This is a genomic window from Thalassotalea sediminis (genome assembly GCF_030295915.1).
Lineage (GTDB): Bacteria > Pseudomonadota > Gammaproteobacteria > Enterobacterales > Alteromonadaceae > Thalassotalea_C > Thalassotalea_C sediminis.
In genome coordinates, this window is record NZ_AP027361.1 from 3,027,803 (window position 1) to 3,053,703 (window position 25,901).

The 25,901-nt window shown below is 38.4% G+C and carries 19 protein-coding genes; 6 read left to right on the top strand and 13 right to left on the bottom strand.

Features of this window, described 5'->3' with window-relative positions:
- Window positions 1-462 precede the first annotated feature (462 nt).
- Window positions 463-1,752 carry a diguanylate cyclase domain-containing protein gene (locus tag QUE09_RS13905; RefSeq protein ID WP_286233408.1) on the bottom strand — a complete coding sequence of 430 codons (1,290 nt, stop codon included), beginning with the start codon at window positions 1,750-1,752 and terminating at the stop codon, window positions 463-465.
- 126 nt (window positions 1,753-1,878) lie between these two features.
- Entirely contained in the window at window positions 1,879-3,426 is a 1,548-nt protein-coding gene (locus QUE09_RS13910) for a S41 family peptidase (protein ID WP_286233409.1), read from the bottom strand.
- Between the two features lie 201 nt (window positions 3,427-3,627).
- On the opposite strand from QUE09_RS13910, the gene QUE09_RS13915 reads away from it, so the two are divergent.
- Entirely contained in the window at window positions 3,628-4,548 is a 921-nt protein-coding gene (locus QUE09_RS13915) for a C1 family peptidase (RefSeq protein WP_286233411.1), read from the top strand.
- A gap of 23 nt (window positions 4,549-4,571) precedes the next feature.
- On the opposite strand, the gene QUE09_RS13920 is transcribed toward QUE09_RS13915, so the two are convergent.
- The 4 genes from QUE09_RS13920 to QUE09_RS13935 are packed head-to-tail and all read right to left on the bottom strand — an operon-like array spanning window position 4,572 to window position 7,781.
- Window positions 4,572-5,825, bottom strand: a complete 1,254-nt coding sequence (locus QUE09_RS13920) for an ATP-binding protein (RefSeq protein WP_286233412.1) — start codon at window positions 5,823-5,825, stop codon at window positions 4,572-4,574.
- A gap of 54 nt (window positions 5,826-5,879) precedes the next feature.
- Complete coding sequence (locus QUE09_RS13925; RefSeq protein WP_286233413.1) at window positions 5,880-6,566, bottom strand: response regulator; 687 nt, start codon at window positions 6,564-6,566, stop codon at window positions 5,880-5,882.
- A complete protein-coding gene (locus tag QUE09_RS13930; protein WP_286233415.1) occupies window positions 6,566-6,955 on the bottom strand; it encodes a DUF3019 domain-containing protein in 390 nt (129 codons plus the stop codon). Before QUE09_RS13930 ends, QUE09_RS13925 begins: the two co-directional genes overlap by 1 nt.
- A complete protein-coding gene (locus QUE09_RS13935; RefSeq protein WP_286233417.1) occupies window positions 6,945-7,781 on the bottom strand; it encodes a MipA/OmpV family protein in 837 nt (278 codons plus the stop codon). The genes QUE09_RS13930 and QUE09_RS13935 overlap by 11 nt, the downstream gene beginning before the upstream one ends.
- 167 nt (window positions 7,782-7,948) lie before the next feature.
- On the opposite strand from QUE09_RS13935, the gene QUE09_RS13940 reads away from it, so the two are divergent.
- Entirely contained in the window at window positions 7,949-10,006 is a 2,058-nt protein-coding gene (locus QUE09_RS13940; protein WP_286233419.1) for a beta-propeller domain-containing protein, read from the top strand.
- A gap of 51 nt (window positions 10,007-10,057) precedes the next feature.
- Entirely contained in the window at window positions 10,058-10,594 is a 537-nt protein-coding gene (locus QUE09_RS13945; RefSeq protein ID WP_286233421.1) for a PKD domain-containing protein, read from the top strand.
- A 313-nt stretch (window positions 10,595-10,907) separates the two neighbouring features.
- Here QUE09_RS13945 and QUE09_RS13950 read toward each other — a convergent pair whose 3' ends face one another.
- Entirely contained in the window at window positions 10,908-11,966 is a 1,059-nt protein-coding gene (locus QUE09_RS13950; protein ID WP_286233423.1) for a WD40/YVTN/BNR-like repeat-containing protein, read from the bottom strand.
- 182 nt (window positions 11,967-12,148) lie between these two features.
- On the opposite strand from QUE09_RS13950, the gene QUE09_RS13955 reads away from it, so the two are divergent.
- On the top strand, window positions 12,149-12,997 hold the full coding sequence (locus QUE09_RS13955; RefSeq protein ID WP_286233425.1) for an HDOD domain-containing protein: 849 nt from the start codon (window positions 12,149-12,151) through the stop codon (window positions 12,995-12,997).
- A gap of 19 nt (window positions 12,998-13,016) precedes the next feature.
- Here the strand turns inward: QUE09_RS13955 and QUE09_RS13960 are convergent, their stop codons facing one another.
- The 5 genes from QUE09_RS13960 to QUE09_RS13980 form a co-directional block, all read right to left on the bottom strand.
- Window positions 13,017-16,892, bottom strand: coding sequence for a response regulator (locus QUE09_RS13960; protein WP_286233428.1), 3,876 nt, complete (start codon window positions 16,890-16,892; stop codon window positions 13,017-13,019).
- A 15-nt stretch (window positions 16,893-16,907) separates the two neighbouring features.
- Entirely contained in the window at window positions 16,908-18,050 is a 1,143-nt protein-coding gene (locus tag QUE09_RS13965) for a PQQ-dependent sugar dehydrogenase (protein WP_286233429.1), read from the bottom strand.
- A complete protein-coding gene (locus QUE09_RS13970) occupies window positions 18,050-21,190 on the bottom strand; it encodes an efflux RND transporter permease subunit (RefSeq protein WP_286233431.1) in 3,141 nt (1,046 codons plus the stop codon). The genes QUE09_RS13965 and QUE09_RS13970 overlap by 1 nt, the downstream gene beginning before the upstream one ends.
- Entirely contained in the window at window positions 21,190-22,407 is a 1,218-nt protein-coding gene (locus tag QUE09_RS13975) for an efflux RND transporter periplasmic adaptor subunit (RefSeq protein ID WP_286233433.1), read from the bottom strand. Before QUE09_RS13975 ends, QUE09_RS13970 begins: the two co-directional genes overlap by 1 nt.
- Window positions 22,408-22,514: 107 nt before the next feature.
- Window positions 22,515-22,895, bottom strand: a complete 381-nt coding sequence (locus QUE09_RS13980; RefSeq protein WP_286233436.1) for a YacL family protein — start codon at window positions 22,893-22,895, stop codon at window positions 22,515-22,517.
- Window positions 22,896-23,138: 243 nt separating this feature from the next.
- On the opposite strand from QUE09_RS13980, the gene QUE09_RS13985 reads away from it, so the two are divergent.
- Window positions 23,139-23,885, top strand: a complete 747-nt coding sequence (locus QUE09_RS13985; RefSeq protein WP_286233437.1) for a hypothetical protein — start codon at window positions 23,139-23,141, stop codon at window positions 23,883-23,885.
- Window positions 23,886-24,212: 327 nt separating this feature from the next.
- Window positions 24,213-25,013, top strand: coding sequence for a CsgG/HfaB family protein (locus QUE09_RS13990; RefSeq protein ID WP_286233439.1), 801 nt, complete (start codon window positions 24,213-24,215; stop codon window positions 25,011-25,013).
- Window positions 25,014-25,072: 59 nt separating this feature from the next.
- On the opposite strand, the gene QUE09_RS13995 is transcribed toward QUE09_RS13990, so the two are convergent.
- A complete protein-coding gene (locus QUE09_RS13995) occupies window positions 25,073-25,675 on the bottom strand; it encodes a LysE family translocator (protein ID WP_286233441.1) in 603 nt (200 codons plus the stop codon).
- Between the last annotated feature and the right edge of the window lie 226 nt (window positions 25,676-25,901).

Here is a 25,901-nt window from a genome sequence, read left to right on the forward strand (position 1 = left end):
AAAAGCGTTGTTATCACATAAATAAGCAGACGGGTGCCCTCCAAAGTACCGTTGCTTCCAACGTAGTCGATAATCACCAAGTAAGGCTGTCCAACTAGAATGGCCTTTCTTTTGCTCATAAAGCCATGACAATCGACGTAAATGGTTAAACAGCGTGCGCTTTGCCACTACAATAAGCTATACATACAGAAAACTACAACTTCAGTTCAACTAGTGATCAAGACGACTCAATCAGTAGCTTACTTCCACAAGCGTCTTTACCCAAATACTAAATTTCTTTGCTTTCGTGCAAACCAATAAATTAAGGAAATTCGAAGAGGTTGTCCTTTATGCCCCTACGCGAGATAAGGAGTGCAACTCACAAACGAGGTTTTAAGGTCTGCTTTTCGCTCATAACTGCCTGTCAGGTGAAATACAAACCTATTCTTTAAAAGTACAAGGTCAAATATGAGCAACTAAACACTAAACAACGAACTTATTTTTGCCATTATTTTTCGCTTGATACATTTTCTTGTCAGCCACTTTAATTAATGAGTCAACATCTTGCCCTTCATCCGGATAAAAAGCGATACCGATACTTGCGCTAATATTTGCATGTTGGCTACGCCCGTTATCGTCAAAAATGTTAAATTCACGCGATAACTCTTCAATGGTTTTTTTAGCTAAGTCATATGAATTATCTTTTGTAGAGAGTTCTGGAAGACATACAAGAAATTCATCGCCTCCGATACGACCGACACTATCTGACTCCCTAAATATACTAGCAAGCCTTTTTCCTACAAGCGTAAGCAGTTTATCCCCTGTTGCGTGGCCGTAGTTGTCATTAACTTGTTTAAAGCCATCTAAGTCAATGAACATAACTGCAACGATTGTTTTATCGCGCTTTGCTTTTACTAAAGCATTTCGTAACCTTTCACGTGACAACCATACCGTTGGTAATGATGTTAATGGATCATAGTGTGCTAATTGTTTAAGTGTCGCTTTGGTTTGCTTTAGCTCGGTGATCGTATCGTGAAGCTGGGTAATATCATATTCTGTTACTAAGAAAACGTAATCTCCAGTTAATGGATGACGACTCGATCTTACATCAACATTATGGCGTTTAAGGCCTTGTTTAGTTTGCATTAAATGTTCATGCTGACAATCTTGCTGCTGCTGTGCCTGCTTTAACCTTTGTTCTCCTTGAGCCGTATCACAAAAGCGCACAACAAAATCATTAACAGATTGTGTCGGCGTTGCCGTGTCATAACATGAGGTAAAAGCCGGGTTTTCAAAAAGCCGTTTTCCAGTTAAGTCATAACAACTGACCACTGCTGACGTATAGCGCACAGCTTCGGCAAAAAGCAAATTTTCAGGCTGCAAATTATGGTCTAGTTGCTCACTGATGAAGGCAATAATGCCTCGATGTTTTTCTTCGCCTAATAGTACAGCGACATGACGCATTAACATTAGCTTGGGTTGACCATTGGGGTACGTCGTCCATGGGTCTTGTGTTTGCCCCTCAACGGCTGCTTTTACAAACGTTTGTTCCGTGCGTTTGCGAGCCCCTTCTGTATCATCTGACAAGTCTTTATTGATCAGTTGTTCAACACTTTCTAGCCCCCAAAATTCAAGCGCTCGTGTGTTCCCCCACCAAAAACCATGACGGTCTAGATCAAATATCCAAATAATATCTGGAGAGTAATTAAATCCTGTGACTTCTACTGTTGTTGAGATCACAGGTAAGTGATCAACATTGATATTCTGATACAAGGAGGTTACCACTTCAAAAACAACACTGCATTTGTACTATTATATCGGCAAACTGCGGATAAACTAGATAACAGCATAAGATATTGGTCATTTTACTGTTATATCACTCGAGGCTTGTAAGTGTACTCACAAGCCCAACGCAAACTTAACGTTGATATCTTCAATGTTATTATAGTTTTCCTTAGTAATTGGAATGGCGACATCCAAAACATTATCTGCCCCATCTAAGTTATTGCCATCTACATCAATAGTTTTAGATATTGGAATACGATAGCTCACTAAAAGTGTTTCAGCCTCAGCAGGTACGTCTTGGCTTTCACCAACGTGCGCATGACCAATATTGCCTCGCTTATCAACATAGATATACCCTTTAATTCTCGCGTAAGCACCATCCGTTGCAGGCAGTTGCCCAACAGTTTTCGCTTGAGCATATCGCCTTGTTCGCCACACAAAATCATCACATGAACTCACACATGCTTCATTTATAACTAAAGTTAAAGCACGATACTTTATCGGTAACTTCGCTGAAGGAATATTTTCTAGTGCGCACTCCTTAGAACCTCGGCAAAAATCTGCGCGTGGCGGCAAGTATCTGTGTTGTTCACTCATATTGACTTTAATTTTTTGATACCAATTTTCGGCATATTCATTGTCATAAAATGAATCTTTTCGAATGTCTTTATCTTTTAAAAGCGCTAAATTTCTATATAAAACGACATTGTCCATGAATCCATTCGTAGTTAATGCAGCAATCCATGGTGTATTCTCAGAGCCACCGCCATTATTTTGAAGGTCTATAATCAAAGGTTTAGCAGCTTGCTGGCTTAGTATATTTTTAATAGCCAAAATATCCGAACACATTCCTTCTGTGGTAACTTTTTGACAATAAATATCGTTTTGCTCAGTACCCCAACGACCAAAATATCTAATCTTCAATAAATAGTGATTATCAATTTCAAATAAACAACTTTGATCACCTTTAAAAACAAGATTTTTAGGTAAATTGGTATATAAGTTTTCGCATTGTTTTGGCTCACCTTTTTTTGCAATTTTCTTTAATTTTTGAGGTGTTAAAACTTGTTTTTTACTGCCATCTTTAAAAGTAACATCTAGTTTTTCAGCATTGTCTTTGAAGCGATAACCGCGCCCTATTGCAACAGAGAATAACTTCAAGCAACCAATATCATGCACGTCATTACAATATAAGTTAAAAAACTCATCGAAGAGATCAATCACCGAAGTACCATTTAATGAAAGAATCGTTTGCTTATTATCTAAGTCAAAAAAGGTAATGTGTGGCCAGGTATAACCAAGTTTATAACGTGGCCATTTAGCAATGGCTTTTACATGTTTTCTGATACCTTCTTCAACTTGAATATAAGAATGGCGATTGATAATACCATCATGAATATTATTAATCGCACTATACAAGCTACTCCAATCAGATGCCGACACTACATTTCGTGTAGCTATTTTTTTGAAGTTCTCCCATTTAACTACGCGCGTACTATCGCGTAATTCAATTGTTACACCATCAACACTTTCTATACCATTCAATAAACTTTTAACAATGGCTTCCCGCTCATGCTTAGTTGGAAAATCAGCCGCATGAACGACAAACACTTGCGTAAACAATGCAAGTGCGTATATCAATTTAAAGTTAAACGATTTCAATTACGATCCTTGTTTAGTGTAATATTTTGAATTTCAAAGATTATAATACAACATAAGAACTACAAAACATCCACTATTCATTAAAGTGATCTTTGTTTAGTCGAGATAAAAAAATGTATGATTAGCAAGTGTATGTTAACTCTAGCAAAGCAAATATCGCTTTGATTCGGATCCACGCTCAATTCAACATAAGGAAATACCATGCAACATTTATACTGCCGAAGTGTCGTGCCAAACCAAAAATGCTGTGCTTCGCCATTATATCAACAACATTGTCATTCAACCCAATGGCAAGCAAGTACTCAAGATCGCGTTGACCTTCGGGAGTTTATTTTGTCACCGGTTATGGACCAAGGGCTACTGAATGCCTGTACTGGTTGTGCATTATCAGCAGCGATGGAAATTACCCTAAATAGACAAAACAACGAGTTCTTCGATGATTGCAGTCAAATATCTAAAGCGTCTGCTATGTATATTTACTATCATGAGCGCTTATTGGCAGGCAAAGAACTACAAAATACGCCGGTATTAATAAGTGATGGTTTTCAAGCTTTACAGCTTTTTGGTGTATGTTGCGCTGACTTATGGCCCTATCCAGAAACGCATGTTCCTAAATCGTTATATCAATTAATAAAAACCGCATCTCTTGAAGAGATCACAGAAAACCTTGAGTTAGTACTGACAGAAAAGCAAGCGATCATTCGAAAATTAATGAATGAGAAACCGTCTCCAAAGGCAATTGAACAAGCAAAAACATTTAGGCAAGTTAAATACTGCCGCTTAAGCATTGAGCATGGTATAGATGAAATTAAACACGCCCTGAGTAACCAAACACCGGTAATATTTGGCTTTATGGAGCCCCGTAGTTTCTTCGAAATTCCATCTTCAGGCATTATGCCAATGCCAAGTGAAGATGAATTACGTATTGGCGGCCATGCTGTTTGTGCCGTAGGCTTTGACGACGAAAAACAAGCGTTGCTCATTCGTAACTCTTATGGTTCAGAGTTTGGGTTATCGGGATACCTATACATGCCTTACGAGTTTATTTTAGGGACCTATATATCAAATGGCGAACGTGCGGCCAACGCCTTCGACTTTTATTGTCTCATTGAAGAAGCGTAACTTGTTCATCACAAAGATATCATTTAGCAAGGTAAGGTGATGGTAAATTTGCACCCTCCCAATGAAGAGTCTTTTACGTGGCAACTCCCCTTATGAGTGCGACAAATACGATCAACAATCGCTAACCCTAAGCCAAAACCACCAAGATCTTTATTTCGGCTTTTTTCAACACGGTAAAATGCGTCAAATATTTTATCTCTTTCTTCTGGCGCAATGCCTTCTCCGTCGTCTTCAACACATATATATAGCGAGTCATTTTGGCTCGTCAGTTTGATTAAAACGCGAGTATTGGCATACCGTAATGCATTACTTAATAAATTTTGCACTGCCCTTTCAATTAATTGTTCATTACATTGATAGCTGAACATGTCTGGTAAGTGACAATCAATTGTTTTAGTCGTTAGCCTTTGGCTTTTTTCAACACTCGCTTGAATGAGTTTCACCAGATCTATTGTTTCTTTGTTCGTATGCTCATCAATATTTTCAAGCCTTGCGTAACCGAGCATTTCATCTATCAATGTAGACATTTCAGCAACATCTTTTTTCATGTCGACTTGTTGCTGTTTTGGCACGTTTTTAAGCATTTCTAAAGAAAAGCTTAATCTAGCAAGAGGTGTACGTAGTTCATGTGAAACGGCATTAACTAACTGACGTTGATCAGAGATTAATTGAATAATTCGCTCAGCCATGGTGTGAAAAGTCATCACTATATTGCTGATCGGTGAACGTTTATGATCTGGCAGAGAAATAACAAAGTTACCTTTCCCTATTTGCGCCGCCATTTGATTTAGTTTAATTAAATCTTGCCATAGTGGCCTGGTCCATAAATAAATAATGCCTGCTAACATAAGGTATGATAGAACAAGCAAAAGGACTTTTAACGAGTTTTTTTGAGGCAAACTCGCATTTGTTTGGATAGGCCCAAATGCATATACCATGGAAGAGTTACTATCCTTGATGTAAAGCATTAATTGATCATCAACGGTATAAGTCACAACAGGGATTGCTTGGCGAAGTTTATCTTCCTGCTCTGGTAACCATGCAACATCATCAATTGACATGATTTCAACGTTAAATCCAAGTTGACTTGATAAAACCTCAGGCGATCGCTCTAACTGACTTTGTTGGCTAACAATTACAGATAACGTGTTTGCAAGCTGTTGCTGTTCAAGATTATCTCCGGAATGCAATTGCTGCCATAAAAACTCAGAAAGCCAATTAATTGAAACGAGGCCAAGTACAATAACAACAAATAAATGAATAAAGAGACGGTTCAAAATTACCCTTACAGTGTTAGTGCTTTAACACATAGTTAATCACGGTATTTGAGATTACCATGCGGTTTTACTTAGCATGTACCCCTTACCCCATACGGTAATTATCCGATAAGGTTGTGCTAAGTTATCATGCAATTTTTTTCTGAGCCTCGAAACTCTAACATCAACACTGCGATCTAATCCATCGTACTCGCGACCAATCATTTTTTGATGGATAAAATCACGACTTTGAGGCTCTCCCGCATGCTCTGCAAGTAACCACAATAATTCAAATTCATGACTCGTTAACTCGATATCTTGCTCAGCCAGCATCACTTTTCTGGCGGTTTTATCAATAAACAATTCACCAAAAGATAAACTTTCAATGGGTTGTTCTGGCAAAGATTGCCGTCTTAACCGGGTATTAATTCTTGCAAGCAATACATGCGGTTCAATCGGTTTAATTAAATAATCATCCGCGCCTATTTCCAACCCTAACACGTGATCAAAATCGCTATCTTTCGCGGTAAGAAATAATATCGGTTGGTGGTAGGTCGTTCGTACTGCTTTACATATTGAAAAACCATCTACTTTCGGAAGCATAACGTCCAAAATGGCTAAATCAGGCGGACTTTTCTTAATATAATCAATCGCATGATCACCTTGATGAAGTACCGTAACATCAAAACCATTTTGCTTTAAAAAGTCTTTAATTAATTTCGCTAAACGTTCATCATCTTCAACCAATAAAATATTAGCCATTAAAAAACACTCCAGTCTGCACGTAGCCTTCGTCGATATGCTTTTGGGGCACTCGCATTTACTTTAATTTGCTTTTGCGCTAATAAGGTTTCTTTATCTCGCAGTGTAAATAACATGTTTTCTTGCAAACTTATTTCAAAGTTCGTCGTCACATTATCTGCGTTACGCCAACACTTTAATTGCTGTTCATCCCGAAACAGGCAATAGTCACCTACGCGAGATGTACGCCACGCTACCTTGACATTCATGGCGCAGGGCTGCCCCATTTTGTTAACAATACACACCGTAGGAGAAATAGATAACTGTACCTGTTGTGCACGAGCAAAGCCTATTAATAATATATGAAGAACCACGAAACAGCACACGCTGTAGCAGCGCTTAGAATTCATATTCCATCCCTAGAAACACAGTATCAACTTGTTTAGTATTAATAAGTGGACTATTGGCTGTATTTGCATCAAGCAATTTACGTTTCCAATAGAAAGATAAACGCCACTGTTCTGACAACACTTTAGTCAATTTAACACGAAATATCGGATTAATACTGGTTTTGCCTTTAAAGGTTACTTGGGTAAAAAAGGCATCACGTTGTTTGATACCATAATAATAATTTACCAGATCTGCGCTATTTACTTGAGCGCCTAAACCAAATGATGCAAAACTGTTCAAGGGTAATTTTATTTGATGATTAACACTGATATACGCGTTATACCCTTGATAAACGCCTGTTACGTCCCACAATAATTTTGCAACAACATCAGTGTGCTCAGCAATAAACCAATTTAACTGTGCGCCAGCATCGAGTGCCCAGTCACGTTTATCAACTTGATCAATGTCTATCGCTTCTTTAGTTGCACCGTAGAATGTATTACTGATTGCACTTGTCACGAAAATATTTTTCGGATGCCAACGCGTAAAATAAGCTTTTTCTTGATTAAACTGGGTAATAGCACTAATAGCTACGTGCTCATTTTCAATGATGGCATACCCTAAAACACCATTATCAAAAAATACGGATTCACCGTAATAGCTCAAAGAGGGAACAATAACTAGCGGAATATTGTCGCCGCCATTTAACGGATTTGTATGAACACCACCACCAATAGCTAATGAAAACTGCCATTGTGAAACAGGCACACAAGATTCTCTGTTTGGCTGACAATCAGCGACAGAAGAAAATGAAAATAAGCAAATTAGAAATGCCAGGTACTTCAACGACAAACTCCCCAAATTTTTGCTCAATTTATCATAGGCGCTAATAAATACTAGCGTGGATTACACCTGATTACATTTATTAGCAATTGGCAACAGTAGAAAATTGTAACTTACGTCATAGTAGCACGATAGAAGTTACTCTTATTCTGTTAGCAAGGAACAACATCATGGTTAAACAACTACTACTTATCATCAGTATTAGCGTTATTACCGGTTGTGATACCGACAAAGCACAAGTTGAAGTAACGCAATATGTAGACAAAGTACCTACGCTAAATGAAATCAAAATGGCAACATCGCCTTTAAAAAAAGTAGACAATCGATTTTTTCAAAGACATCTTCGCCATGGCATTTATCTGCGTAGTATAAGTCGTCAGCAATACCCTTTAGAATCACTAAGTGCTGATAGTCATTCAAGAACAGATGTAAATTACTCGACAACTCTTTTTCAAGAAGAAGGAGTTGAAGAAGGCGATAGAATAAAATACGACGGTGAACGACTTTTTATTGCTACTAACCCCTATTATAGCGAAGAATCAACAACCAATAGTTCTCCTCAAATTCGCGTATTTACACGAAACTCACAAGGTGATATTACACCCGAAGCTAATGTTTCATTGAAGCTTAAAGATGCAACCGTTGATAGCATTTATTTACATGATAATCACTTAGCGGCCTTCGCTAATAGCCTGCATTATTCTATCTATACAACGGAGAATTTATTTGCTAAAGAGTCATTTTTTCCTGTCGAACAAACATTCACGTTGTCGTTATTAAATACGTCAAACCTAAATAACGTTCAGTTAACGCATCGTTTTACTATTGATGGACGCGTCATTGATAGCCGTCAAATAGGCAATAAACTGTATTTTGTAAGTAGCTATTCACCCTACATTCCGGGGTTGCCTTATGCAGAAACTAATGATCAACAGCTAGAAAATTACCGAAAAGTATTATCAACACCTATTGAAGCATTACTGCCCAAAATAACCAATAGTCAAGGGATCAGTCAGTCATTAGTCAGTACGGAGCAATGTTACATTCCAGCATCGGCTGAAAGGAGTGATGGTTTTGATGGTTTAGTAACGCTTACCGTTATTGATATTACGCAACCAAACGATATAACTTCTGTTTGTGTAAACAGCGATATCCAAGGGCTCTATGCATCGCCCAATGCAATTTATTTATACGGAACGACATTCTCGCCAGAATCATCAAGCACCCATAATGACTATGTATCTGTCGTCCATAAGTTTTCAATTGATAATAACCAATTTAACTATCAAGCTTCTAAAGAGCTCCCTGGTAGTTTTGGTCAAAACCTGACTAATTTACGTTTTAGTGAATATCAATCGATGTTACGCGTAATAACAACGCAAGGTGATACACAACAAGGGTTTGAACACACATTATTCATTCTTGAAGATTTAAAAAAGCATAACAATGAGCTGACAATCATTTCCCAATTACCCAACGACACGACGCCAAAAAGAATTGGCAAGGTTAACGATAACGGTATTGTGCAAGAAAACATTAAGGCAGTACGCTTTGTTGACAATATTGCTTACGTTGTCACTTTTTTGGAAACAGACCCTTTATATGTCCTAAATTTAACTGACCCGAATGCACCGTACATCAGCGGAGAGCTTGAAGTTCCTGGGTACTCATCATATTTGCACCCTTTATCAGAGAACCTACTGCTTGGTATTGGCCAAAATATCGATCCAAGCCGCTTAGAGAACGACACCGATATTGATAAGACACCTGTCATTGAAGGCGCAAAAATTAGCTTATTTGACGTCAGTAATATTAACGCACCTATCGAAATAAACTCAATTATTCATGCCAACGCTTATACGCCGGTAGAATTCAATTATCATGCGTTAACCATGCTAACACATGGTGAAGATAACAGTTTTCGGTTTGGCATCCCGATTGAGAGGTGGCATGTGACCAGTACAACAACAGAAAATGAAAGCATCGATATTTGGGCACCAGAAAACTACTTATCTCTTTTTGAGATTACGGGTAAGGACACAAATGCACAATTGAATGTTATTGGCAGCATTTATCCTAGCAATAACACAAATAAACCTCATCATCGCTATACATCATCTTGGGATGACCGCGCAATATTTCATCAAAATGATATTTACTATTTACATGGAAATAGTATCTGGCATTCGTATTGGCACGATCCAAAGAACACTACTGGCCCCTTTTAATTGAGCTTGTAAAAAACAAAACACACTAACCAAAAGAAAGTAACTAAATTTATGAACAAAATAAACACGTTAACTAACTTTTACCAATATCATCTTACACGTATATTTGGCATTTTATTAATTAGCTTTTTAACATTAGCAGTCGCAAGTTTACTGGTAGAGCGCGTTAAGACCAATAGTCAAAAACCGTTAGCCATCAGCGAAGAGAGTATTCCAACAATCCATTCAATCAAGGCTTATAATGCATTTACGGAGCAAACGGTTACGGTTGTTGCAGAGGTAAACAATAGCAAACATCAAACGCTTAGCTATACTTGGCAACAAACATCAGGCCCTCGTGTAAAATTTCAAGCAACGAATAACCGCCTGAAGTTCAAAGCCCCTTCTCTTGCTGAAAAGACATCAATATCATTCTCATTGTTAGTTGAAAATAGTGCCCAAGAAACTGCGCAGCGCACGGTGAGCTTCTACATAAACGACTCGGAGCAAATACCGAATAAACCACATTTATATTTGGCAATTTTAATCTGTAGCTTGCTGTCCTTAGTACTTGAGCTATTAGGGCGAAGAAAACGTGAATCAATTTAACCATGATTCACGTTAGGGTCTGTTGATCTTTCGCGTTTATTTTTGCAACAATTTATTGGTATCTAGACAAGGCATTGCAATTAATATGTGGTTATTCCACATGAAAAAGCAATAACGACGTATAAATAACAAAAAACGCTGCCCTTTGGGTTCAGCTAAACGCTATTTCTTCATCGTTGTTCGCAATTTACATGGAATAACCATGCGACATTGCTCACGCCTTGAACAAAAAGCGTTTAGTTCGAACAAAATTTAATCTCAAAAGGTCAACAGACCCTAGCTTAATTGCAGCTACTTATAAATTAAAACGAGGTCATTTAAATGCTGCTACTGCGACCTTACCATTGGCACCAGCTGCAATAAATATGTCGCCTTCATTGGCAATGGTATAGAACCCTTGATCGCCGCTCTCAGCGGTTTTATTGTCAAATGTCTGCCAGCTAGCCCCTTGATCAAATGATAAGTCACTGCCTGTTTTGCCAGTAGCAATACAAACACTTGACGAGCAGCTCATCGCTGTTCTCAAGCCCCGCTTTCCTGCGTCAACCGGTTGCCAAATTTTATTAAATCTCGCTATGTTTAAATATGATGCGGGTCGTTGTTGATAATCGCCCCCCAGTACAAATAATTCTTGCTTTGCATTAATAGCAAGCCCATAACCACCGGCCGTTTGCGTTTCTTGATAAAGTGGAACGGGTTGTCGTTGCCAAGACTCGCCCCAGTCATTTGACACATAAACTGATGCAGAAAATCCGCCTGTTGTGATCCAAGCCTTACCATTATTACCCACAAGCAGCGTATTACCACTTGCAGCAAATGCCGCTTCTTTTTCTCGAAGTTCCGGTAACTTATTTATGGTAATACGTCGCCACGTTTTACCACCATCTTCTGTTTTCTTAACTACATAAAAGCCATCAACAGGATCCCCAAGTAATAAGCCTACTTGTTTATTCCAAAAATCAATCGAATCAAAAAAGCCTTCCGCTTCTTTATTTTGATAGAGCAACTGCCAACTATCGCCACCATTTTGCGTTTTAAATAACTTAGACGAATCGCCAGAACCAACGCTCATAATAATCGCAGTATCTTGATCAAATACTTCAATATCTCTGAAATCTAGCGCTGAGTGCTGTGCAACAGACTTGTCTAACCACGTTAGGCCACCGTCTTCACTCGTGTATATGCTCCCTTTACTGCCGGTTACCCACATCTTACCGTCAACTAATGCGCTACCGCGTAACGAAGGAGTTTTAGCTAAAGTATTTACCTGCCAATCGTAGTCACCGCCATAGGCAGGAAAAACTAGTGCTAACGTCATTATTAAGCATGTAAGCGTATTATAAAGTTTATGTTTTTCGGTACTTTTTTTCATATTTTAGCTACTTTTATCTACTTTTTTTTATAAGAAAACACCAATTTTTAATTGTCTCAAAACAAATAATAAGCGATAGTAAAACGTTGATTTTTTGTACAGACAGGCGTTTTTCCAATTATGCATGACATAATGAGGGGAAAAGCATATTAAAAACAAGAACAATTCAAAAGAATAACATTATGCTTCAAGTTGATGAAAAAATACTAATGGACATAAAACGTGGTTTTTCAGTTCCGCCACAACCAGATCTATTACTGCGCCTACAAGAATTAATGAGCCAAGAGGAGCCAGATATTAATGAAATTTCAGCCCTTATCTCTCAAGATGTAGCCGTTTCTTCAACCATTATAAAAACCGTAAATTCACCGGTTTATGGTTTATCACGATCAATAGCAGACATTAACCGAGCAGCAAAATATATTGGGATTACGGGTATTTCTACGCTCGTTACAGGCATTCTCATGAGAAAATGCTTTAACCAATGCGACTCCAGTATAGCGTTAGAAGAGTTCTGGGATAACGCGCAACACATTGCCAATATGTCTGTACTTATTGGTAAAAACATTAAATTGGCTATATCAACAGATAAGTTGTTTTCTTTAGGGCTGTTTCATGACTGCGGTATTCCTGTCATGGCAATGAAGTACCAAAATTACTCAGAGATATATCAATATGCCCATAACACACCAAGTGAAACATTAACGGACATTGAAGACTCGCTATATCAAGTTAACCATGCGACGTTAGGGTATTATGTCGCGTCGTCGTGGCGTTTACCCAAAGACCTATGCCAATTAATCTTATGTCATCATGATCGCACGTTTTTATTGTCCAATAATAAACGTTGCGCTCAGGTTTATTTTTCTATACTAAAAATGGCAGAAAACATTATTTATCAGCAAAAGCATTTTCGTGATACAACAGATTGGGCTTATCTTAAAAATGACGTCTTAGCTTGTTTAGACTTTGAAGAAGATCAGTATATCGATTTACTTGAAGACAGCTTATCGTTACAAGAAAGTGCTTAGACGCAATGAGGTAACCTATTTAGGTAAGAAAACGATTTAGTACTAATTGTACTTTTTCTTGATTAATAGGTTTAGCAATATAGTCATCCATACCTGCCGCTAAACACTTTTCTCTATCACCCACCATGGCATTTGCCGTCATAGCTACAATGGGGATTTTTTGATAGTCCACGCCCGCTTCACCAGAGCGTATAGCTTCAGTAGTTTGATAGCCATCCATTTCAGGCATTTGACAGTCCATTAAAATTAATCCGAATTTTATCTCTTGATTATTTAACATTTCTAGCGCTTCAATGCCATGTTTAGCAACTTCACTCTTATAGCCTAGCTTTGTTAATACGCCCTTTGCAACAGCTTGATTAATTCGATTATCTTCAACAAGCAGAATCGGAGACTTATTCGCAACTTCCTCAATTGTACCTTCGTCACTAAGCTGTAATAACTCACTTTCAAAGCCTCCATCAGTTACCGTTTCCTCGCTACTAATAATCGACAATAACGTTTTTGGCGTGATCGGTCTTGTTACCTGTTTGTGAAGGTTTAACGCCATCAGTGAAATAACACTGCTTGGCATATTTATCGGCGTCATAACAACTAGTTTGATTTGATCAAATCGACTATCAGCGTCAATTAATTCAACAAGGTGATGTTCATCAATCTGCGGTATTTCAATATCAATCAACATAATATCAAAAAGCGCTTTATCTGCTGCAATACGTTGATTACATTTCAGCATTGCTTGTTCAGCGTTATTTACAAATTCAGCTTCAATGCTCCACTTTGCAAATTGGCGGCAAATCATTTCACCATTTGAACGGTTATTATCTACCACTAGTACAAATAAAGGTTGCTCTAATTCAGGCTTTACTGGTTTTATCTCTTTGGCTTTAGATAATTGAAGCTCACAAATAAACTCGCTGCCCTCACCTTGTTCACTGACAACGCGAATATTTCCATTCATCTGCTCACACAACCGCTTGACGATAGCTAGACCTAATCCAGTACCGCCGTATTGTCTCGTTGTAGAAGCATCAAGTTGCTCAAAGACATCAAACAATCTTCCTTGCCTTGCTTTAGGTATGCCAATACCTGAATCTTTAACAGAAAGAAATACTTGCCAGTGATGCACAGAAACGTCGTTTAATGTCACGGTTAGTATAACTTCTCCATCATCTGTAAATTTGATTGCATTAGCTACAAGGTTGATAAGAATTTGTCGGATGCGATTTGGGTCACCCATCACCAAGCATTGCTCAACACCTGTTGCATCAAGAATCAGTTCTAGTCCTTTCTGTTGTGCTTGCAAAGACATCGATTGTACAAAACTACTCACCGTATCAATAATGTTGAATTCAATATGTTCCAACTCTAATTTACCGGCGTCAATTTTTGAAAAATCGAGAATATCATTTATTAGCGTAAGCAATGAATGTGCACTTTCTTGCGCTATTGATAAACGTTGATATTGGTCATCTGCAAGAGGGGTGTCTTGTAATAGGTCGAGCATACCAATTATACCATTCATTGGAGTTCGAATTTCATGGCTCATACTTGCCAGAAATTCACTTTTGGCTTTTGCGCCTTGCTCTGCTTGAAGTTTAGCTTGCTTCAACGCATTCTCATTTTTTACACGTTCTGTAATATCATAATTAACACCAATCAATGAAGAAGGGGCGCCACTATCGTCATACACTGCAATTGCTGCGGCCTTAATATGGCGAATTTCTTTATTTTTTAATACGATTCTAAATTGAACATCAAATCGATTACCGTTTTCGAGCGCATATGCTAAGGCATTATTTGCTTGTTCGAGATCGTCAGGGTGTACACGCTCTCGCCAAGAACTAACATTACCTGAGAATTCTGAACGTTTTACATCATAGAGCTTGTACATCCAATCGTCCCACTTGAGCTCTTCAGAAGTGATGTTGTATTCCCAAACGCCAATACCCGCCGAATCTGCAGCAAGTGTCATTCGTTGGTTATAGCGTTTTATCTCTTCAGCAGCTCCTATGCGCTCTGTGATATCTTGAATAGAGCCAAAAACCTTAGTACAAGTACCATTTTCTAATTCAGCAGTTCCTCTAGCGGCAACCCATATTTCATTACCCATAGCCGTAACAAGCTGACATTCAACACTAAATGATCCGCCTTCAGATATCGCTTGTTGCATCGCTTTTTCAATACTATTTCGGCTCTCCCCTACTTTATAAAATTGCAACGCAGCTTTTAAACTGGGGCGATAATTGTCATCTACTTCATGAATTGCTTTTGTCATCGATGACCAATGCAAAGTGTTGTTCAATAAGTCTACTTCCCAGGCACCAATTTTTGCTTGCTGTGCCATTTGTTCCATCGTACTTTGCTGAACAAGCATACGCTTTTGTTGTCTTTGTCTTGTATACTCTGCGCCAAGCCAATTACCGATTAACTGAATGAGCTCTAATTCGCGCGTACTAAACGGTTTTGCCGAAGCATCTGGACTTGAAAAATTTAAAGTACCAAAACGCTTACCTTCCACATAAATAGGAACACCAATATAACTTTCCAATGAAAAGTTTTCATAGCAAGGGTGATGACGAATTTCACTTGTACCCACGTGGTGGAAAGCTTTCGGGGTATTGGCTAAATAAGTATGCCAACAGTAAGTATCTGCAAAGGTAAATTTTGTGCCAGGAATTAATTCATCACCTGGCGAGGTGCAATGAAGAACCGTGTACTGTTCATCTTCAATTTCACTGACGATACCAATAGGTAAGTTAAATAATCGCGTTCCTAAGGTTAGTAATTCGTCGATTTTTTCTCTAAAAGATAATTCGGTATTAGCGGTGATTCTGTGTAGCTCGCTCAAGGCTAATTCAGTTTGTTTTTGCTCTGCAATATCATTTTGAATAACAATAAAATCAATAATTTGCTCTTGTGCATCTTTAAGCGCAACTATCGTTGTATCAAACCATAAGGTTCGTCCTTTGCTGTCTAGGTTGATCGACTCATCATGCCAATAGTTATCTCGCCTACAGGTGTTAAAGATGTCTGAAAACTCTTGTTCAGTGTAACTCTTGTCACAAATAGTACGTACATCTAATCCGCTGGCTTCACGTGCATCATAACCATAAACGTTGATGAAATTATTATTCACATAAGTCAATTTTCCCGTTAAATCAACGCGGTAAACCACCGCATGCTGGTCAATAGCAAATTGAAATTCAGCACTTTCATTTTTTGCCCGCAACAACGCGATATAATTGCGTTGAATAATCGCTTGAATAGGCTTAAACAATATAAAATAGGCAATGATCAAAACAATAATAGAGATGAACCAAGTAATTGTTTCAAAGGTTGTGGCAGTATTCACGCGTTGTTGCGCTTGTTGCTCTACTATGGATACCGCATGATCTAAATCACTAAGTAGCTCTTCAACAGCTAACGGTGCAAAATTTAACTTGATAAACCTTTCAATTTCTTCACTATTTTTGATGTTAGCAACAAGTTCAGCATGCTCTGTAAATTGAGCAATGCGTTTATTTAAATCAATCGGTGGTTCGAAATACATAGCTCGCAATTGCGAGGAAAATAAAGCTTCGTTTGCTAACATTGTATTGGTCAAGTACTGCTGATTATCAGTAATTTTTTCAGAAGCTAAACGCAGAGACTCAAGAATGAAGCTGGGATCTTGTTGCTTTTCAATAGCATTGATGTATTGGTGAACTCGCAGGGTTATCTTTTGCGAAAGCATACGTTGCATGCCAGCAATATTTATGACGCGCGCATCATATTGTTGCTGTTCAATCATTTTACTTATAACAATATAGGAGGAAGTTGCTAACAATGCCAAAACGCATAATGCAATAATATTACGTCGACTTACTTTTCGTATTAACGACAATTCATCCACGACCACGTCCTAATGTTATTCGTTAAGGGTGAGTTTATATATACCTTTACCATCTAAACCTAGATAGATTGTACCGTCAATACCTTCAAGTAAACTTCTTACGCGTCCTAAATTCGATAAAAGTTTGTATTGTTTAACCTTAGCACTGGTTAAAACATCGACAACAACAATGTAACCAAATTTCAATGATCCCAGTAGTAATTGCCCTTTCAGTCTAGGATACTTATCATTAGAAACAAAAATTAGATCTGAAGGTGCAATCGACGGCTTCCAATATAAAGTTGGCTGCACCATCCCTTTTTTTTCGGTTAATTGCGTAAAAATAGAACCATTGTAATTCACGCCGAAACTAACGATTGGCCAACCATAGTTTTGACCTTTTTGGATCAGGTTTAATTCATCTCCACCACGTGGTCCATGTTCATGTGACCAAAGTTGCTTTGTTGCTTGATGAAAATACAAGCCTTGTGGGTTTCTGTGTCCTAATGAATAAACAGCTGTTTTTGCGTTATCGACATGAACAAAAGGGTTGTCTTTAGGGATACGACCATCTAAATGTAGTCGATATATTTTGCCACCATCAAGGGCAATATTTTGAGGGTTTATATCTCTAGCACCACGGTCACCTATTGAAAAGTACACGTATCCTTGATCATCAAAGGCTATTCTACTGCCGTAGTGTTGACCGCGTACAGAATTTTTCTCGCCTTTATACAAGACTTCAAGTTCTTCCAATGCTTTTGCATTCAAATTTAGCTTAGCTCTTGCTAACGCGGTATGGCTACCCTGCCTTTTTCCTTCGGGGCTTGCATAAGTCAAATACAGCCATGGTTGTTGGTCAAACGTTGGTGATAAAGCGATATCGAGCAATCCACCTTGCCCGTTGGCATCAATAACAGGCAAACCAGAAATTTCGCTTTTTTTACCTGTTTCTACATCCACCAAATATAATAAACCTGCCCTTTCGGTAACGAGCAACTGCCCCGATGGCAACTGCACCATTGACCAAGGTACGTTGATACCAGAAGCCACAGGTGACGTTGAAAATTTACCTGCATACTTGTCAACATCAAGTGGGTGTGAGTCAAACGCGCTGGCCTGGCCTACTATCAATAACGAGAATAATAAACTGGTTAGCAATGCTAATTTACCTGACATTAGCTTGTTACCTTAGTTGACGTAGTTTCTGCATTTTTATTAAATACATGCCTAATATCTTCTTTAATCAAGTATAACGCTGGTATTAAAAATAGCGTTATTACTGTGGCAAATACAATACCAAAACCTAGTGAGATCGCCATAGGAATAATGAATTGCGCTTGAAGGCTGGTTTCAAAATACAACGGGAATATCCCAAAAAATGTTGTAAGTGATGTCAATAATATCGCTCTAAATCGTTGCGTGCCTGCTTGGCAAACGACATCGATCATCTTCATTCCTGATGCTTTCGCTTTATTGATAAAATCAACCATAATCAAACTATCATTAACCACTACGCCCGTTAAAGCGATAAGGCCATACAGTGACATCATGTTAATGCTTTTACCCAAAATCCAATGCCCAATAATCGCACCAATAATGCCAAAAGGAATAACTGACATTATCACAATTGGCTGAGTATATGATTTTGTCGGAATGGCAATAAGCACATAGATTAGAAACAATGCACCAATGGCAGCAAAACCAAGTTGTCTAAGAAAATCCTGTTGCTCTTTGCTCGCTCCCTCCACGCCGTATTGCACACTTGGATAATGAGATAATATGTCGGGAATAAACTTACCGTTCATTTCGGCGATAACTTTTCTAGATTCAACTTTTTCTGGGTCTATATCTGCTGATACAGTTATTGAACGTTTTTGGTTAATTCTTGTGATTGAAGAAAAGCCTCTTCCCATTGCAACATCAGCAACTTGGAAAAACGGAACAAGCTCACCACTTGGCGTTCTGATCCACATATTTTCAAGATCACTAATAGATAACCGATCTTCTTTCGGGTATCGTACCATCACCTTGAGTTCATCTCGCCCACGCTGAATTCGTTGGGCTTCATCACCATAAAAGGCCTGACGAACTTGTCTAGCAAGATCTGATAATGTAATGCCCAACACTTGTGCTTCAGGTTTAATGCTCAGTTGTATTTCTTGGCTACCACGACTAAATGAATTGCGGATATCAAATACACCATCATAGCCAGACAACTTATCTTGAATTTCAAGCGCAGCAGCTTCGAGTTGTGCATCGTTTTTACCTGTCAATTGAAATTCAATCGCCGCACCACCACCAACATTTGTACCGGCAAAAAACCTTAGTTCCTTAGTTCCTGCAATTTCGCCAATTTCTTCACGCCACATGCGTTCAACTTCATAAGCATCCAAGTTTCTCTTTTCGGCCTTTACTAACTCCAATACAAACGTCGCTTGAGTATTTCCTTGGGTAAACACCATGGTATGTTTAAGAAAACTAACACCGTCTACTTTGTGTTGCTCAGATAACGTTTCTATAGCGTTTACAATACGTTCAATGGCTTTATTACGCTCTGCCGCTGGAGTTCCATCTACCATGGTGATATTGCCTTGAATAAAATCACTCGGAATATTTGGAAAGACTTCGAGCTTCACCCATGACCCTACGATCAACGACACCGAAACCAGTAACAAAGCAACGAACGACGCCATGGTGTTATAGCGATATTGTAATGCTTTACGTAATCTTGGTTGATAAATATGGTGAATAAAATGTTCTAACTTTTCTTTAAAGCGTATTTGAAAGCGTTCAAATCTATTCGCTGTTTTTTCATCAAGAGGAGTGTATTTCATATGTGCCAAATGTGACGGCAGTATCCACTTTGACTCTATTAATGAAAAAATTAAACAAAAGGTAACAACTAATGCGATAGCTCTAAAGAAAGCGGCAAATGTCGCATCAATCATTAATAAAGGTGCAAAGGCTGCAATGGTTGTAAGCACACCAAATGTTGCCGGCATAGCGACCCGTAATGTGCCGCGAATAACATTATCCGTTGAATGTCCATATCGTTGTATTTCTGAATAGGCACTTTCGCCAATTACGATAGCGTCATCAACAACAATACCAAGTACCATAATAAATGCGAAGAGACTCAGCATGTTAATTGAGACCGACCAATCTCCCATTAAAGGCATTAATAAAAAGGCCCCTAAAAAGCTAATGGGAATACCTAGCATTACCCAAAATGCAATTTTTATGCGTAAAAATAGGGTTAATACACAAAAAACGAGCAAGGCCCCTAACATGAGATTGGATATCATCATATCAAGTCGCTCTGACAGGTAATAAGACGTATCTCCCCAAACCGTTAGATGTGCTCCTTGCGGTAATTGTTTATTTTTCTCAACAACATAGCTTTTAACTTCTGCCGCTATTGCTAAGTCGTTTTGATCGCCAGTAGATTGCACCATAATACTAGTGGTGTTTTCACCGTCGAAGGTAGCAAAATCTTCAATTTCTACAAAACCATCAACAATATTCGCAACATCAGAGACTTTAACGCGCGTTCCATCGGTATTTGTTTTCAATACAATTTCTGCGAACTCTTTACCTGTGTACGCTTGACCTTTAGTGCGTAATAAGATGTCGCCACCTTCAGAGCGAATTCGTCCACCGGGTAAATCAATTGAAGCTTTTCTAATCGCTTGTGTCACTTGATCAAACGTTAAATCATATTGTTGTAACTGTAATTCAGACAATTCAATACTAATTTCATAATCACGGCTGCCGACAACTTGTGCATTATTCACATTAGGCAACAACATAATTTCTTCACGTATATCTTGCGCCAAGTTTTGCCTCGCACGACGCGACATACTGCCACTGACAGAAAGCCACATTACTTGGCCTTTAAACTCTTGTTTAGTGATAATTGGTTTTTCAGTTTGTTCAGGAAGCGTCGTAATTGCATCGACTTGCATTTGCACTTCATCGAGTTTCTCAGACATAGATACACCCGATTGCAACTCGATGGTTACAATAGCAATGCCTTCTTGAGCTCGTGCAGTAATACGTTTTATACCGTCAATATCTTCCAAAGACTCTTCTATTTTTAATACAACAGCCTCTTCAACCTCTTCAGGCGATGCGCCTAAATGTGGCACCATCACTTGAATACTATTTGGATTAAAGTCAGGAAACATTTTCTTATTGATGGATTGATAAGAGAAAAATCCTGCAATCAAAATAAACGCCATCAATAAATTAGCGGCAACACCATTACGTGCAAACCAAGCAATAGTGCCAGTGTGATATTTTTGCTCCTGAGACATTATTCGCCTCCCGCAGCTTCAATCTCATCAATACGCAATGTCATCCCTTCAATAGGCGACGACAATTTAGTTGTTATCAATCTCATCGACAAATCAATATCGTCTTGCGTATAGCTATTATTGACATCTGAATACAGTACATTGATTGGTTGAATATGCAGCTTATTGTCTTCGCTCACTAAATAAACCGTATTTGCGCCGTTAATAGCTGATCTTGGTATCGTAATTATATCGTGTTGCATTTTACCTTTAATTTCAGCTTCAACAAAGGTACCAATGCGCAGTACTTTATGTGAAGTGTCGGTATCAATAGCATAAGGATCATTTACCTGCGCAATAACATACTGCACACGATTTTGCCTATTAACGACCCCTTCTCCCCTAGTAATCGAACTTTTCCATATAAGTGAGTGCTCACCAATCTTCGTAGTCAATGTTACTTCTGCACCTTCTGTTGCCGTTTCACCTACTTTGGGTAGCGCTAAAAACAATGCATCTTGAAGCTTTATAGGCAACCTAACTTCCGCATAATCAACAGCAAAAGCATTTGCTAACATACTGCCCATAGACACATACTGGCCAATATCCGCCTGCTTTTTATCGATAAGCAAGTCATATGGCGCAATAATTTTTGTTTTCGCTAATTGATATTCCGCTTGCTCAACATTCGCTTTCGCTGCTGCCAATTCAGCTTTCGCTTTTTTCAGCTGTGGTGTTCTCAATGCAATAACAGGCGCCTTATCTAGCGATTTACCTGATAATAACCACTCTTCTTTAGCTTGTTCAACGCGAGCTTGCTCTTCTAGCAAGCTTGCATGTGCTGTATCTAAACGAGACCTCGCCTGTATCAACGCCACTCGATAACTAATGTCATCAATAGCAAGTATTTGCTCTCCTTTTTTAAAAAAACCGCCAACATTAAATTTACTAGATACATCAATAATTTGCCCACTCACTTCGGAAACAAGATTACTTTGCGTGCGAGGTAAAACATTACCTTGAGAGTGAATATTGAAAATAACATCTTCTTTTTTTAAGGCCTGTACCTGAACGAGTGGTGGTTTTACTTCGACGGGTTTCTTCGCAGGTTTAGGAGCCAGAACGGCCATTAAGATCAGAAAAAACAAACCCGCTAGAATAATAGCAATAGGTAATAACACATAACGTAATCGCACCGTACGAGGCGCACGTTGCGGAGTTTTAGGCTCAGTAGACATAAAACACTCTAATATTAGGAATAATTTAACTCTGCTTATTATTCGCTTGAGGAGTGAAAATATCAATTAATTTAAGAAGATAATTACAAAATGTACATTAGAAAAGGTTAAGTAACTTTGGTAAATTTTGCCCAAGACAATAATAAGTGACGAAAATCGTCAACTCCACAACTCACCCCGTCTTGAAAATCAAACTGTAAGGCATCTGCAGTCAGGTTATCGGGCATAACAATTTCACCATTTAGCATAACATTCATATTTACAATGGCGTCATCTCGGTTAATCGTCAACGAATACTCATTCCCGGTTACAATAAGCTCTTGTTCCACACCATTTGATACCGCATCTACAGCAGCCAACACGCTAGATAGTTTATCAATGTCATGGCCAATTTCTGTTTCAAGCCATGGCCCTAATAGTTGATGTTCTAATGAAAACTTGGCTCTCGCCTGACCCGTAATAGGATCATCAATAAACTCGTATTCCATTGCCAACTCACACGTTGAAAGAATTAATATAAGTATAGAAGAAAACCAACACAATCGCGTTATTTTGCTTTCCGTCACTTGCTGTAAAGCGTGTAGTATTTTAACCAATTTAACCGTAAAAGGCAGTAGTTAAAGTCTAACCGACTATTTTATAGACAGTTAATAACTTATTATTACTTCAGGTGGAACAAAACGAGGCATTAAGGGTCTATTGAAGAGTCTTCATTAGAGAATACTGTAATTGTGTTAAAAGGAATTTCCCCCGCTTTATGGCTTTCAATCGTTGTACATATCGCATTACTTGTAATGTTGAATCAAACGAAGATTTCGACATCAAATGTTCAAACAAAAACAACACCGATTAAAAGCTTTTTATACCAAGCTCCTGTTGCAGAACAAGTAAGTAATGCAGAATTAAACAAAGAACCAGTGCATAAAACATTACCAGTTGATCCAGATTATACTGTTAATACAAAGAAAAAAATTGGCGAAGAAATATCCCAACAAGTTAACAAACCAGTCGAAACAATCGAGCAAAAACCTTCAACGACAAATGTTAAAGCCGTAACCGACAGTAAAGAATCAAACTTACTATCCAATAAAAAAGTATTAGAGAGTGCGCTAAGCACAAAAACATTTACTGCCATTGATGCAATCAATAAAAAGCGTGACCAAGCAATGTTCGATAGTCTTACACAACAAGATACCGGCAATGCAAAGGGCTCCATTTTTAACCCTAAGCCTACACTTGTTCCCCACTCTACCGCGGTAATGAGTGAAGATGAGAAACGTAAAAATGCTACGCAAACACTTGGCGGCGGCATAAAAATGATAAAAGGAGACAACGGCACTTGTTTTGTCGAACGCGATCTAACGTCTATCGGCATGGATGGCTTAACGTCACGGGAGGGCTTTAATTGTGGTCCCTCAGAATTCGACAAGGCATTTAAATCACACATGAAAAAGCTGAAAAAGAAAATGGGGAAGTAAAATTACTAACCTTCTCAATACACTTATAATCGCTTAATAACGTTATTGAAAAGTTTCCGCTTGATGGTAAAGATACTTTTGTCGATTCGATAAATACTAAGCGGGAATAAAGAAAATACTTTCCAATGATGTTCCAAATAGTTTCCCTATAAAAAATGACTTTATAACCTTGTTTTACTACGATTTATTATCATAAATTTTGCTAAAAAAAATACTGGCGATTAAGTGGTTAATAAGGCTAATATAGACGCAGTAGAATTGGGCGCGTTCATTGTTGTTCAGCGAAAGCCCCCGAAAGCTATAGGAAGAATAATTAACGGAGCTATTATGAAAAAAATTCTTAGTACAATGATGTTATCACTAGCAATGGGTGCTGGACTATCAGGTTGTATGAGTACAGGACCTACTATGGGTGGTTCATCAGGCAATACAGTATCTGGAGGTGCTGCTGGTGGCTCTGCATCGGGTCAAAACAGTGCGTTAGAAAACTGTACTGAAACGCTAGGTACATTATCAATATTTGAAGACACTCATGAAGATTGGTGGGGGTATTATCGACGTCATTATCCAAACCTTGGTAGTACCATTCCTGTTCTGCGCACGATGATTCAGCAATCAAACTGTTTTGTGCTAGTTGAACGCGGTAAAGCGATGAGTTCAATGACGAAAGAACGTGAATTAATGAACTCTGGTGAGCTTCGCACTAATAGCAACTTTGGTAAAGGTCAATTAGTTGCAGCTGATTATACCATGCAACCTTCTATTCAATTTAGCGAAAAAGGAACTGGTGGTTTAGGCGGCCTTGTTGGTGGCATAGGCGGTTTCTTGCTTGGTGGTGCGAAGAGCAATGAGGCAGCAACAACATTACTTTTAGTTGATAACCGCTCAGGCGTACAGGTTTCTTCATCAGTAGGTAATGCTCAAAACTGGGACTTCAAAGCATTTGGTCTTGGTTTCTTTGGAGCACTAGTAGGTGCTGGTGGCTACAGTGATACACCTGAAGGTAAGGTAATTACTGCTGCGTTTGCAGATTCATATAACCACATGGTTAAATCACTACGTAACTACAAAGCACAACAAGTAGAAGGTGGTTTAGGTAAAGGTGGTAAGCTTACTGTAGGCGGATAAGCAGTAGCGTTAGAACATTGCATTATCTGTACGCCCTTCGTGCAGATAATGCAAACAACTTACGTATATAATGTCGACTCTATCATTGGGATAATAGACAAAACTAAAACTAATGCCATTAATCGATTAAACCAAGTTACCATTCTCGGTTTATTCAATATCGACTGCATCCCTAGCCCTACACTTAACCAGAAAAATGAGCAAGGCAACCCAAAAATCAAAAACGCGGCAGCAATTGAAAATACGTCTGAGCTAGCACTGTTAGATACTGAAGAAAAAGCAATAACAGCGCTTACTGCCATAACCCAAGCCTTCGGGTTAAACCACTGAAATAACGCCGCTTGCATGAACGTAAAAGGTCTTTTCTTTTCTTGTGCAGAAAGTTGAGTAGAAAGTGTGGCAATTTTATATGCTAAAAACAGTAAGTACAAAATACCAATACTTTTAATTAAGATATATAACTGCGGATATTGCTTAAATAACGCCACTAAGCCAAAGCCAACGCCAATAACCATAACAGGAAAGCCAATATTGATCCCCAAGACATGAGGTAAGCTTTTACGAAAACCGTGATTTACGCCTGAGGTAAGTAACATCACATTATTTGGGCCAGGCGTACCTGATGACGATATAACAAAAAGAGCAAGTGCGAGTAATTCCATTCTCAAATCCAGCGGTGGTTAACATTAGGTCATACAATAAACCAACACCTGACAATCTAACATATACAAAAAACTAAAAATAAAACCTATACAGTTTGTATTTTATAAACAATATACGCATAAAGCGTTTAAAATGAATTACGATTTTAACAATGACGCTACTTGCATGTAGCTTATTAGTGAATGCAAGAAAACATCCCCTAAACTACGAATTAAAATCAATGTT

Excerpts from the sequence above, each read along its gene's own strand:
- QUE09_RS13970 (WP_286233431.1), bottom strand. The coding sequence starts at position 21,190 with ATGTCTCAGGAGCAAAAATATCACACTGGCACTATTGCTTGGTTTGCA.
- QUE09_RS13940 (WP_286233419.1), top strand. The coding sequence starts at position 7,949 with ATGGTTAAACAACTACTACTTATCATCAGTATTAGCGTTATTACCGGT.
- QUE09_RS13925 (WP_286233413.1), bottom strand. The coding sequence starts at position 6,566 with ATGGCTAATATTTTATTGGTTGAAGATGATGAACGTTTAGCGAAATTA.
- QUE09_RS13930 (WP_286233415.1), bottom strand. The coding sequence starts at position 6,955 with ATGAATTCTAAGCGCTGCTACAGCGTGTGCTGTTTCGTGGTTCTTCAT.
- QUE09_RS13975 (WP_286233433.1), bottom strand. The coding sequence starts at position 22,407 with ATGTCTACTGAGCCTAAAACTCCGCAACGTGCGCCTCGTACGGTGCGA.
- QUE09_RS13950 (WP_286233423.1), bottom strand. The coding sequence starts at position 11,966 with ATGAAAAAAAGTACCGAAAAACATAAACTTTATAATACGCTTACATGC.
- QUE09_RS13955 (WP_286233425.1), top strand. The coding sequence starts at position 12,149 with ATGCTTCAAGTTGATGAAAAAATACTAATGGACATAAAACGTGGTTTT.
- QUE09_RS13980 (WP_286233436.1), bottom strand. The coding sequence starts at position 22,895 with ATGGAATACGAGTTTATTGATGATCCTATTACGGGTCAGGCGAGAGCC.
- QUE09_RS13915 (WP_286233411.1), top strand. The coding sequence starts at position 3,628 with ATGCAACATTTATACTGCCGAAGTGTCGTGCCAAACCAAAAATGCTGT.
- QUE09_RS13990 (WP_286233439.1), top strand. The coding sequence starts at position 24,213 with ATGAAAAAAATTCTTAGTACAATGATGTTATCACTAGCAATGGGTGCT.
- QUE09_RS13965 (WP_286233429.1), bottom strand. The coding sequence starts at position 18,050 with ATGTCAGGTAAATTAGCATTGCTAACCAGTTTATTATTCTCGTTATTG.
- QUE09_RS13995 (WP_286233441.1), bottom strand. The coding sequence starts at position 25,675 with ATGGAATTACTCGCACTTGCTCTTTTTGTTATATCGTCATCAGGTACG.
- QUE09_RS13945 (WP_286233421.1), top strand. The coding sequence starts at position 10,058 with ATGAACAAAATAAACACGTTAACTAACTTTTACCAATATCATCTTACA.